Origin of the sequence: Roseicitreum antarcticum (assembly GCF_014681765.1) — a bacterium.
Classification (GTDB): Bacteria; Pseudomonadota; Alphaproteobacteria; order Rhodobacterales; family Rhodobacteraceae; genus Roseicitreum; species Roseicitreum antarcticum.
Genome location: NZ_CP061498.1, coordinates 115,550 through 127,284 on the forward strand (window position 1 = coordinate 115,550; position 11,735 = coordinate 127,284).

Here is an 11,735-nt window from a genome sequence, read left to right on the forward strand (position 1 = left end):
CTGAAACGCTGCCAGCCGCGTGCTTATGGCGCGCCGACTGGCGTGAAGCAGTGTCGAACAGGGGGAGGTTCATCCCGGGCGCCGTCCCGAGATTCGCCCAACCTTAGTTTGTTAGAAAGACTACATCTATCGGGCATTGGCGATACGGGAATGCAAAGCCGGACCCTGTGGGTTGTGAACGCACGTATTTGGGGGCCTAAATTTCGGAGGTCACGCCGATCTGAAGACGCGCCGCAGAATTTTCTTCGGGTTGATTGCAGCGACGCAGAGCAAGACAAGTGAAATCGCCAGAAGCGTCGCGCTGCCGGGGCGATCCAGAAAGACCATCGGGTCCCCGCGTGACAGAAGCATTGCCCGGCGAAAGTACTCTTCGATCATCGGCCCCAGAACGAAACCGATGAGCAGAGGCGCCGGTTCAAACCGCCACAAACGCATGGCATAGCCCAGAAGCCCGAAGCCAAGTGTCAACCAGACATCGAACACATTGAGCCGCAGGCTGTAGACGCCGAGGCAAATCAGCACGGCCACAATCGGGTAGAGCATGGCATGCGGCACCCGCAGGATCCGCGCCCAAAGCCCAACCAAGGGAATATTCAGCACCAGCAACATCAGGTTGCCGATGATGAAACTTGCAACCAGCCCCCAGAACAGAGTCGGGTGATCCGCGATCAGGCGCGGGCCCGGCGTAATGCCGTGTATCATCAGCGCGCCCAGCATAAGGGCCATGGTGGTGCTGCCGGGAATGCCCAACGTCAGGGTAGGTATGAACGCTGTCTGGGCGGCAGCGTTGTTTGCCGATTCCGGCACGACCACGCCCTCGACAGCGCCGTGGCCGAATTGATCCTTGTTGCGGGAAATCCGCTTTTCGATCGCATAAGCGACGAAGGACGCGACTGTTTGTCCAGCCCCCGGCAAGGTGCCGAAGAACGATCCTACGGCGCTGCCGCGAAGGGCAGGCCCGGGCACGCGCCGCCAATCGTCCCGGGTGGGCATCAGGCTGCGCATGTCCAGGGCCTGCGCAACCTTTGGCCCTGCGTTGCCCCGGATGGATGCGATAACCTCCGATACACCGAACAAACCCATCGCCACGATTACCAGCCCGATGCCGTCACGCAGGTCCGGGATCCCACCAGTGAACCGGGTCACGCCCGAATTCACGTCGACGCCTATGGTGCCTAGCAGCAGGCCCAGAAACACCATGGCCAACCCCCGCGCAATTCCACGACCACCGACGATGGTTGCCGCGACCAGGCCCAGAACCATGACGGCGAAGTACTCGGCTGGGCCGAAGTGCAATGCGAACCCGGCCAGCGCGGGCGACAGCAGCGCCATGACGATCACGCCAATTATTCCGCCTGCGAAAGAGGCGACTGCGGTGAGGACCAGTGCCACACCCGCGCGCCCGTTCTGCGCCATCGGAAAACCGTCCAGCGCCGTGACCGAGGCGGAAGGTGTGCCGGGAATATTGAGCAAGATGGATGCTGTGGAGCCGCCGTATTCCGCGCCGTAGTAAACACCGGCCAGCAAGATCAGCGCCGCCTCGGCCGGGAGGTGGAAAGACACCGGCAAGAGCATGGCCACGGCGGCCAGCGGGCCGATCCCTGGCAAGACCCCGACGAAGGTGCCCAGCAGGACACCCACGAAGCAGACCGTCAACATCTGAGCCGTTGTCGCAGCGGCAAAGCCCAGCATGAGGTTGTTCAGCAGGTCCATCGCTACCCTCCAAAAGTGCGGATGGGCAATCGCAGGCCCAGAATAAAGATGACCCATACGCCGATGGCGATGCATAAAGCCAAGGCGATACGCCCCGGCCAACCAAGATCCCCGATCACAGTTGTCATGGCGACGACACTGCCGAAGACGGCAGGCAAAAGGCCCATTCGTTCAGTCAACAGGGCAAAAGTTGCAATGGCGACACCTACCGCAGCAAGCGCCCGCAGGTCAGGGCGCGGAACAGGCGTGGTGCCGGTTGTCACAATCTGAGACAAGATAGTGATGCCAAGGATTGCCAGAATGACCCCCAGCCCCAGCGGCAATGCCCCAGGGCCCAGCCTGCGCATCGTACCCAGATCAAGGCCAAGCCACGACCCTGCCGCAAAGGCTATCCCGACGGCGATCAGGGTGGCAGGGCCAATGGCGTCAATCAGGCGTGTGCGGTCCAATGGCGCTCTCCATGCTCAAGCGTGAATTCCGGCCCTTGGTAGTCGACCGGGACCCCCAGGCGGCCGACTGCAATCTCGGCGGCGGCTGCCGCGATGGCATCACCGTGGGCGTCCGCCAGTTGCGGATGCAAGGCGAGGCCCACACAATCATCCCCATCTGCAAGTCCCATCTCGACAATCTGTTCCGGCACGATACCCGCGGCCATGTTGTCTACCGCGCGGACAACGGCCCGGTCGATCTGCGCCAGGGCTGAGGCACAGAAGACATCGGGGATCATGTCCACCCAGTTCAGGGCATTGCCGATCTGCCGCATGCCGGTTTCCCGACATGCATCAACCGCACCGTCGCGCGCGGCGTTGAGCATCGTGAACAGCACATCCGCCCCGGAGCCGGCCTGTGCGCTGGCCCATTGTCGGGTGATACCGCTGTCGTCCTGTGTGCCACAGAAGGCGGTAAGAACCGGCATGTCGGGGGCTACATGATGGACACCGCCGACGAACGCGGCGCGGCCCTTCAGGCCCGGCTTTACACGGTGGCCTGAAAGATGGGCGACCGTTCCTGTCCGTGTGATCCTGGCCGCCAGAACTCCGGCCAGGAATGCCGAATCTTCTTGCCGTACATCATAGCTGGCAAGATTCGCTGCAGTATGTGCGCCTTGCACAATGGCAAACTGCTGGTCAGGGTGCGCGGCTGCAATCTCAGGCATGGCCATATTGCCCTGTCCGCCCACGAACACCACGCCATCCACGTCGGATGTTATCTGGCGCAGGGCTTCGCGGATCGCCGCCTGATCATAGGGGATGCCGCGCACGACGGTTAGTGTCCTTCCCCCTTGCGCCTGCGCAGCCTCGACGCCCGCAAGCGCGCTGGCGTTGAAACCGCGATCCTCGACCTCACCGACAAAAAAAACTGCGATCCGCATGGCTTTCCCCTTAGCGTGCTGCTTCGACCATCGGTGTCCATGCGGCGTATTGGTCCGACACGAAGGCCGAAAAGGCTGCGCCATCCATCGCGGACCGGGCAATGCCCCAGCTGTCGAACTGTGCGGTGATTTCGGGTGTCGCCAGGATCTCGGTCAAGGCTTCATCCAACTGCAGCGCGATTGCTGGATCAAGCCCTGCAGGCGCTGACAGGCCCAGCCAGTTTTCCGCGACCAGATCAAGCCCGGCTTCACGGAAGGTCGGGACATCGGGCAGGGTATCAAGCCGCGCGGGCGCGCTGACTGCCAGCGGGACGGCGACCCCTTCGGCAACCAGCGGCAGGTTTTGCGGAACGGCATCGAAGCTCAGCCCGATGACCCCGGCGCGCAGGTCGAGTTGCATGGGTCCTGATCCCTGGTAGGGGATGTGCGCCATCTCGGTGCCTGAGAGGGCAGCAAACCGCGCACTGACGATATGACCCCATGACCCGACCCCGGACGTGCCGTAGTCCAGCATGCCGGGCTCGGCCTTGGCCTGCGAAATCAATCCGTCTAGCGTGTCGATCCCCAGATCGGCCCCTGCGAACAGCGCCAGATGCACACCACCGATATAGGAGACATGGGTGAAATCCGTGACCGGGTTATAGCCCGCATCCGGGAACAAAGTTGGGGCAATACTGAACGGCGTCAGGTTCGACAGCATGAAGGTATGGCCGTCAGCGGATGCCTCACGCAGGGCAAGCGCCGCGACAGTTCCGCCTGCGCCCGGCCGGTTTTCGACGACGAAAGGTTGCCCCAGACGTGCGCCCAGATGTTCGGCAACCAGCCGTGCGACCAGATCGCTGGACCCGCCGGGTGGAAACGAGACGAGGATGCGAACAGGTCGTTCCGGCCAGTCCTGCGCCGCAGCAGGCAGGACCGAAGCGGCAAGGGCGAAGGCAGAGCAGATCAGAAGGTGACGACGCAGTGTCATGGTGGGCTCCAATACGGTTGTGAAATCTCGGTTTCACAATGGCCGCACGATTCGCCATTTTGTTGCAACAAGAAATTCTCGTTTCACCGCGCGGCGGACATACTTTGTTAATTTGAGGGCATTTCTGCTTGTATCTCGCCCAATATTGCAGATCATTGATGTCAAATTGAGCGGCCATGAAACTGGAGTTCCGTGACGGTGACCCCATCCGATTCCGAAAAGCCATTTCTAGAAAGGGTACGGCAGTCGCTGCCGGACCTCCACCCTGCCGAGCGCCAGTTGGGCGAATTCTTGGTGCAGTTCCCGGGCGAGATTGCCAGCTATAATGCGCAGGAACTGGCGAGTCTGGCGCAGGTGTCCAAGGCCACGGTGTCGCGGTTCGTGCGGCGGCTGGGCTTCGAGAACTATGAGGAGGCGCGGCGCATGGCGCGCGATGAAAGCCGGACCGGCTCGCGGCTGTTTCTGGCGCATCCTGACGGGCCTGCCGCACCAGATCACCCAGGTATTGCCGAAGAAATAGACAATCTGGAGCGCAGCTTCAGCCAGATCAGCCCGGATCAGATCGCTTCGGTCGCCGCAGAACTGCTGAACGCGCGCCGGGTCTGGCTGGTCGGTTTCCGGATATCGCAATCCTTTGCGACGTATCTGTACTGGCAGTTGCTAAAGGTGCTGCCTGATGTTGCGGTTGTGCCGCGTGGCGGTGAGACGATGGGGGAGCATATCGCCGTCATGGAGGCGCGCGATTGCGTGATTGTTTTTGGACTGCGTCGCCGCGTGGCGACGATGGAGCCGATGCTGGATGCGATTGCGGCGACGGGTGCAAAGTTGTGCTACATCACCGACGAAAGCGCACCGACGCGCCGCGATCTCACCTGGCACTTTCATTGTGTCACAGCGACCCGCACGCCACAGTTCAATCATGCGGCGGTCTTGGCGCTATGCCACAGGGTGATGGTTGCGACCACACAGCAGGCCGGACGCGAAGGGCGCGCGCAACTGAGCCGGATCGAACAGCTCAATGAACAGCTGGGCCAGCTCTGACAAGGGCGGGGTCATGATCTTGCGGGCGGAGGACGCGCCCGCTCAGCCCGCCTGCGGCCCATGCCGGTCCGCGCGGATAAGATCACATACATGATTGGCGCGTCACGGGCGGCCAGGCATTCAAATGCCACCTCCCCGTTGATAGCCGACGAAGCCGCTCAGAATTTCCAGCACAGCGCCCGCGGTGGCGCGGGTCTCGGATGGCACAAGACGACGTTCACTTTGTGCCGTCTCAGGTGACTTGGGTCATTGCCACCGGCCTCGGTGCGGCACCTGTAATTGGCTGTCCAGCCTTCAGATCTCCGCCGCGCAGCGACACCCTACAACGGTTCCGGGGCTTCAGGCATCGGGCCGCGTTCGAGGTAGGTGCCAAGCGCTACGTAGCTTTGGGTGGCACGCACGCCCTGGATTTCCTGAATGCGCGACAGCAGGGTTTCAAGGCTGCTGGGACTGGCGCTGCGGACCTTGAGGATCAGGCATGCGTCGCCAGTGACGGTATGGATCTCTTCCACATCTGCCAGGTCCTTCAGCGCCAGAACCGGCTTGGTCATCCCCCAGCCTTCGGTGGTAACATGGATGAAAGCCAGCAGCGGGCAGCCGATCTTTTCGCCATTCAGCTTGGCGACTGTGCCCTGAATGACTCCGTCGCGCCGGAGCCGCCGGACCCGCTCATGCACTGCGGGCGGCGACAGATGCACCAGTTCCGACAGTTCCGCATAGGAGCGGTCTGCGCTTTCGGCCAGCAGCCTTAACAATATTCTGTCCGTGCGGTCGAGTTCGGCAGGACGGGGCCTGCCTTGCCGAATACCATTCGTTTTCATCACGTTCCCGGTGGTTCCAAGTTGCAATTTCCGCGCAATCGCCGTCTTTGATCGTATGAAGTATCACAAAATAAGCCAATCCCCGAATTTAGTTCAGCACGTGCAGGGTATAGTCTTGCTGGCCGCGGTGCTTTTGGTTGGATCAAATGCTTTCGTCCTTAGCCCGATCCTGCGGGATGTGGCGGAATCTCTGGTGACCCAGCCTTTCCGCATCGCATGGGCGATTTCGGTTTTTGGCGCCGCCACGGCGGTATCGGCGCTGACGCTTGCCGGTTTGATCGACCGTAGGCCGGCGGGCCGGGTCTTGGGCGGCGCCGCGCTGTTGCTCGCCCTCGCGCAGGTGTCAAGCGGACTCAGCCAGAACTGGCTCTGGCTTTGCGCGTCGCAGGCCGTCGCGGGGGTGGCTGTCGGCATCTTGTTGCCTGGCACCTACGCCACGGCGGTTGCCACAGCCCCCCCAGGGGGCGATGCTGCGCGGCTGGGCGTCGTGCTGACGGGCTGGGCGCTGTCGCTGGTGCTGGCCGTGCCGCTTGCGGCGGTGGTTACCCAACACGTCGGCTGGCGGATGGTCTATGCCTTGCTGGCCGGGCTTTCGGTATTGGGCTCCATCGCCCTGTTCCTGGCGTTGCGCGGTGCGCAGGGCGAGGCGCCCACCCCGACACCGCCGTGGCGCGCGGTGCGTCTGCCGGGTGTCGCGGTGCTGCTGGGGGTGATGTTTGCCTACATGACCGCGTTCTACGGCAGCTTCGCGTTCTTTGGCGAGGGAGTGCGGAACGCGTTTGGCCTGTCCACGCAGGGCACCGGGTTGTTCGTCCTTGCCTATGGTGCGGGCTTCGGGCTGGCCGGCCTGGGCCTTGGGTTTGTCGCGCCTCGGATCACCCGTGGTTATCTGCTACTGGTGCTGTGCGGGATCGCTGTCAGCTATGCAGGCTGGCGCTTTGCGCTGTCTGCCCCCTGGCTTGCCATCATGGCTGCAGTGGTTTGGGGGATGCTCAACCAGTTGGGGTTGAACGCGCTGATGGTCACGCTGAGCATGCGCGCGACGCGGGCGCGCGGCGCAGTGATGGGGCTGAACAGCGCCGTGACCTATTCGGCGGTCTTTGCCGGGCCGATGGTGATGGGGCCGGTTTACGCTGGTTGGGGGTTTGCCACAGTATCGGCGCTGGCCGCTGCCTTTGTCGTGGTGGGCGCTTTGGTCAGTTGGCGTGCGGTATAGGGCGGGTTCCGTTGCGTGGCGGCATCGCAGACGGGGCCATCGGGCCGCCCTGTCAGCGATGCCTGCGCCTTGCTATTGCGCCCCGTGCTCAGCCAGCCAGGCGCGCATCATCCCGATCTCGGTTTCTTGCGCTGCGATAATCTCTTGCGCCAGTGCCCGGACTGCGGGGTCGCGTCCGTGTTCCAGCACGATGCGGGCCATATCGATTGCGCCCTGATGATGCGGGATCATGCCCAGCATGAAATCGGTATCCGCGTCGTCTGTGTAGGTGATAGCCATATCTTCGTGCATTGCGGCATTGGCCGTCCTGAAGGCGCGGGTCGAGGGCGCGATATCCTCGCCCATCATGCTATGCCCCGCGTGGTCCGGCGCCTCAACGCCATGCCCGGCATGCGCGCCTTGCGCGTTTGCCTGGGATACGGCCCCCAGACCGCCGAGGGTTACCCCAATCGCCATTGCCAGAATCGCTGTCGTTGCCTTGTTCATCATTACTTCCTTATTGCTCTTGAGGCGACGTGCAGCCTCTTGCCTCTAACCGTTTGTGGTGTGCTGGAACCGACGTCTTGTGCAAGATGGGCCCTCCGGTTACTGGAAGGTCAAGCGGTACACAGAGAAAATCGGTGGCTCGGACATTGTGTCCATAGGCAATGCGTCGTTGATGCGTTGGCGAAATCGTCCGCCATGCCGGTCGCGAAACGAAGCGCAGTGTGGCACGTGCTTTGCCACCACTGCTTCGCAGCGAGCGCAGGGTAGGGCGCAGCTTACCGGCGTGGGCGCCATGCATCCGGCGCCTTGCCTGGCCGCCAACGGTTTATGGACGCGACACGGCTTTCCGCCTTCGCCACGCCTGCCACAGAGGCAAAAGCAGCAGCGCCACCGTCGCCACGACAAAGCCTGCCGCGATGGGCCGTTCCAGAAAAACCATCGGATCGCCGCGTGAAATCAGGAAGGCCCGGCGCAGGTTGGTTTCGATCAGCGGGCCCAGCACGAAGCCCAGCAGCAGCAGCGCAGGGCTGAACTTTGCCAGCGCGAGAAGGTAGCCCACCAGCCCGATCGCTGCGACGGCCATGATGTCGAAGGTCAGCCCCCGAACCGAATAGACCCCAAGGCAGAGAAACACCAGGATCGCGGGATAGAGATAGTTGAACGGAATGCGCAGCATCGCGACCCAGATGCCGATCAGCGGCAGATTCAGGATCAAGAGCAACAGGTTGCCGATTCCAAAACTGGCGACAAGGCCCCAGAACATCTCGGGCCGTGCCTCCAGCATCAGGGGGCCAGGCTGCACGCCGTGGATCACCAAGGCCCCCAGCATCAGCGCCATGATCGGATCGCCGGGGATGCCCAGGGTCAGCGTGGGCGCAAACGCGGTGATCGCGGCAGAATTGTTCGCGGCCTCTGGGCCCGCCACGCCCTCGATCGCGCCATTGCCAAACCGCTCTGGCTGGCGCGCGATGCGGCGCTCCATCGAATAGCTGAGGAACGAAGACAGCGTCGATCCCGTGCCGGGCAACGCGCCGAAAAAGCTGCCAAGCGCACTGCCGCGCAGCGTGGGTAGGGCCATGCGGCGCAGATCTTCGCGCCGCGGCATCAGCCGCCTGAGGCCGATCCGTTCAGCCACGCCCTGGCGATCAGGGTCGCGGACATTGCCGATGACCTCGGCCACGCCAAAGAGCCCCATCGCCAGTGCCACAAGGTTGATGCCGTCCAGAAGCTCGGTTTGGGCGAAGGTGAACCTTTGCGCGCCGGAATTCACATCGGTGCCGACACAGCCCAGCAGCAGGCCCAGTGCTACCATGGCAAATCCCTTGGCAGGGCGGGCAGTGCCGATGGTCGAGGCCGCCACAAGACCCAGGATCATCATCGCGGCGTAATCCGCCGCGCCAAATGCCGTGGCCGCCCGCGACAGCCAGCCCGCCAGCATCACCAGAACGATGATGCCGATGACCGATCCAGTGAAAGACGAGGCCATTGCGGTGAACAGCGCGACACCGGCCCGCCCGTCCCGCGCCATCGGGTAGCCATCCAGCGTCGTCACCGCTGATTGCGGTGTGCCCGGCAGACGCAACAGGATCGACGCGACCGCGCCACCATATTGTGCGCCGTAATAGACACCTGCCAGCATGATCAGCGCTGCCTCGGGCGTGATGTAATAGGTGATCGGCAAAAGCAGCGAAATCGCTGCCATCGCGCCGATGCCCGGCAGCACGCCCACGAATGTGCCCAGCACCACGCCCAGGAAGCAATAGATCAACACCCCAGGTTGCAGCACAAAGCCGATGCCGAACGTCAGTCCTTCCCATGTCGTCATGTCAGGCGCGGCCACAGCGGAAGGGTCATCTGCAATCCCACGCTGAACACCAGCACGGTCAGCGCGGTGACGGCAGTTGCCAGCACGACACGCCAGCGCCAGCCTGGCCGTGGTGCCGGGATTGTGGCGACCAGAACAGCGGCGGCCGTCGCCCCGGCCAGGCCCAGCCGGGGCAGACCAAGCGCGAAAATAACGATTGCACCCAAGACGGCGATGGCCGCGCCGACCTCAACCTTTGGGGCGGTGACGGTGCGTCCCAGCGCGGGCACCGCCACCACCAGCCCCAAGACGGACAGGACGCCCCCCAGAACAACGGGAAAGAACCCCGGCCCCATTCGGCGCAGAGTGCCGATGTCATAATGCACCGCAGCCCAGATCGCGACCCCGGCGCCAAGCGCCGCCAGGATCACACCGCCACAGATGTCTGGCCAATCGCGCTGCATCCCTGACCTTTACTGCGCCTGAACGCGGTCGATCACGGCGCCCCACATTGAGGTATCCCCGTCAATGCGCGCGCGCAGATCATCGGGCGACCCCGGTGCGGCCTGCCAGCCGATCGCCAGAAGCTGCTCTTGCACCGCAGGATCGGCGAGGATCTCGGCAATCTCGGTGTTCAGGCGGTCGATGACGGCGGCATCGGTGCCTGCAGGCGCGATGAATGCGTTCCACAGCTCGGCCCTGAAATCGCTGGGCAGACCCGCGCTGCCGGCCAAGACCGGCACGTCAGGCGCCTGCGCGAAGGGCTCGGACGAGGTGATGCCCAGCATGCGCATCGTCCCGGCCTCGACGAAGGGCAGCGCGGCAGAGGGTGCCATGAAGCCCGCGTCGATCTCTCCGCCCAGGATCGAGGTCGTGACCTCGGCGTAGCTGGTAAACGGGATATGCAGCATGTTGACACCCGCCTCAGCCGCGAAAAGTTCGGCTGTCAGGTGCGCGCCAGAGCCTTGCCCGACCGACCCATAGGCGATTGCTTCGTCTTCCGCTCCGGCGGCGGCAACGAAGGTGTCCAGATCACTGATGTCGCTGTCGGCAGACACGGCCAGAACCAGCGGCGAGGTGGCGATCAGCGTTACCGGCATGATGTCCGCCGCAACGTTGTAGCCGGTGCTGTCCATCATACGCTGGGCAGTCGTCAGCGGACCGTTGATCGTGGTGCCGAAAGTGTGCCCGTCGCCTGCCGATACCAGCATTTGCTGCACACCGATCACGCCGCCCGCGCCGGGGCGGTTTTCGATTACCACGGGCTGGCCCAGACGGGTTGCCAGTTGATCGGTCACGATGCGCGCCAGCGTGTCGGGTGACGAACCGGCGGGGAACCCTACGAAAACCCGTACCGGGGCATTCGGCCATGTATCCTGCCCAAGGGCGGGAAATGCCGTCAGTGCAACGGCCGAAGCAAGCGCCATGCGGCGCGTCAATTGAAATCTCACGGTAGTTTCCTCCACTTTTCCGGCCTCAAAAGATACGATACCTGCGGCGATTGCAATGCCTTCCGGGCCGTCTCTTTGTCCGAATGTGGCGCAAGGCTTCGGAACGCCAGCGGGGCTGGGCATGTGGTTGTGCGGCACCAGCAAGGGTGAAGCATTGGGCATTCATCTGGGGCGGGGCGGCGTGAATTTGGTAAACGCGTGTGCGTTTCGTTGCCTGCACGTCGCGCCGTTTTGGCGCGATTGCGCGGTCATTGCTATGGTCTCTGGCTAGAACAATCTGCCGCCAGACAGGGGTTCGGCGCACTTTTCCGCACTCTGCCAACGCCGGTTCGTCCGCTGCGCGAAAATGAGGGGCAACAGTCGCATTCACCGTCAACGCCCGCATTCGCCACAGTGGGCTGGCGACCGTGCCTGCCGCATGACGTGCCGATCAGGCTGCGAGAGAGTTCAGCGCGTTGTGCAGCATGCGTGCGTTGTCTGCGCCGACGCGTTCCAGCAGCGCTGCCTCTTGTGCCTGCACGAACTGGCGCACTCGGTCGCGCTTGCGCTCTCCCATCGCCGAAAGGACCAGATGCACATGGCGGCTATCTGTCTGGGAAATCTGACGCTGCACCAGCCCGTCGGCAACCATCCGGTCCACCAGCTTGGTCAGCGTCGGCGGCGCGAGCAGCACAATTTCGGCCAGTCGGCCCATGGTAATTGCGCTTTCCGCGTCAATCGCCTCCATGATCCGCCAAGCTTCGACCTGCACGCCTTCATCCTTCAGCTTGCGACTGAGTTCTTGATGAACGGTCCGGTGCGCCGCTGCCAGCGCGCAGGAAAGATAACCAGTCATTCCGGCACGCGCGCTCCCCATATTCC

At 63.2% G+C, this 11,735-nt stretch carries 12 protein-coding genes; 2 read left to right on the forward strand and 10 right to left on the reverse strand.

Annotation, left to right across the window (positions count from 1 at the left end):
- Positions 1-210: 210 nt before the first annotated feature.
- The 4 genes from H9529_RS00600 to H9529_RS00615 are packed head-to-tail and all read right to left on the reverse strand — an operon-like array spanning position 211 to position 4,055.
- Positions 211-1,713, reverse strand: a complete 1,503-nt coding sequence (locus tag H9529_RS00600) for a tripartite tricarboxylate transporter permease (RefSeq protein WP_092885570.1) — start codon at positions 1,711-1,713, stop codon at positions 211-213.
- Positions 1,714-1,715: 2 nt separating this feature from the next.
- A complete protein-coding gene (locus H9529_RS00605; protein ID WP_092885572.1) occupies positions 1,716-2,162 on the reverse strand; it encodes a tripartite tricarboxylate transporter TctB family protein in 447 nt (148 codons plus the stop codon).
- On the reverse strand, positions 2,144-3,085 hold the full coding sequence (locus tag H9529_RS00610; protein ID WP_176846856.1) for a BMP family protein: 942 nt from the start codon (positions 3,083-3,085) through the stop codon (positions 2,144-2,146). The genes H9529_RS00605 and H9529_RS00610 overlap by 19 nt, the downstream gene beginning before the upstream one ends.
- 10 nt (positions 3,086-3,095) lie before the next feature.
- A complete protein-coding gene (locus H9529_RS00615) occupies positions 3,096-4,055 on the reverse strand; it encodes a Bug family tripartite tricarboxylate transporter substrate binding protein (protein ID WP_092885576.1) in 960 nt (319 codons plus the stop codon).
- A gap of 192 nt (positions 4,056-4,247) precedes the next feature.
- On the opposite strand from H9529_RS00615, the gene H9529_RS00620 reads away from it, so the two are divergent.
- Complete coding sequence (locus tag H9529_RS00620) at positions 4,248-5,096, forward strand: MurR/RpiR family transcriptional regulator (protein ID WP_223814248.1); 849 nt, start codon at positions 4,248-4,250, stop codon at positions 5,094-5,096.
- A gap of 320 nt (positions 5,097-5,416) precedes the next feature.
- Here the strand turns inward: H9529_RS00620 and H9529_RS00625 are convergent, their stop codons facing one another.
- Positions 5,417-5,917 carry an Lrp/AsnC family transcriptional regulator gene (locus H9529_RS00625; protein WP_092885578.1) on the reverse strand — a complete coding sequence of 167 codons (501 nt, stop codon included), beginning with the start codon at positions 5,915-5,917 and terminating at the stop codon, positions 5,417-5,419.
- A gap of 55 nt (positions 5,918-5,972) precedes the next feature.
- On the opposite strand from H9529_RS00625, the gene H9529_RS00630 reads away from it, so the two are divergent.
- A complete protein-coding gene (locus H9529_RS00630; RefSeq protein ID WP_092885580.1) occupies positions 5,973-7,133 on the forward strand; it encodes an MFS transporter in 1,161 nt (386 codons plus the stop codon).
- 72 nt (positions 7,134-7,205) lie between these two features.
- Here the strand turns inward: H9529_RS00630 and copM are convergent, their stop codons facing one another.
- From copM to H9529_RS00655, 5 genes are all read right to left on the reverse strand, one after another.
- Complete coding sequence (copM, locus tag H9529_RS00635) at positions 7,206-7,622, reverse strand: CopM family metallochaperone (protein ID WP_223814249.1); 417 nt, start codon at positions 7,620-7,622, stop codon at positions 7,206-7,208.
- Between the two features lie 322 nt (positions 7,623-7,944).
- On the reverse strand, positions 7,945-9,444 hold the full coding sequence (locus H9529_RS00640; RefSeq protein WP_092886235.1) for a tripartite tricarboxylate transporter permease: 1,500 nt from the start codon (positions 9,442-9,444) through the stop codon (positions 7,945-7,947).
- Positions 9,441-9,887, reverse strand: coding sequence for a tripartite tricarboxylate transporter TctB family protein (locus tag H9529_RS00645; RefSeq protein WP_092885584.1), 447 nt, complete (start codon positions 9,885-9,887; stop codon positions 9,441-9,443). The genes H9529_RS00640 and H9529_RS00645 overlap by 4 nt, the downstream gene beginning before the upstream one ends.
- 9 nt (positions 9,888-9,896) lie before the next feature.
- Positions 9,897-10,874, reverse strand: coding sequence for a Bug family tripartite tricarboxylate transporter substrate binding protein (locus tag H9529_RS00650; RefSeq protein WP_176846857.1), 978 nt, complete (start codon positions 10,872-10,874; stop codon positions 9,897-9,899).
- A 430-nt stretch (positions 10,875-11,304) separates the two neighbouring features.
- Entirely contained in the window at positions 11,305-11,709 is a 405-nt protein-coding gene (locus H9529_RS00655) for a MarR family winged helix-turn-helix transcriptional regulator (RefSeq protein ID WP_092886237.1), read from the reverse strand.
- Positions 11,710-11,735: the final 26 nt, after the last annotated feature.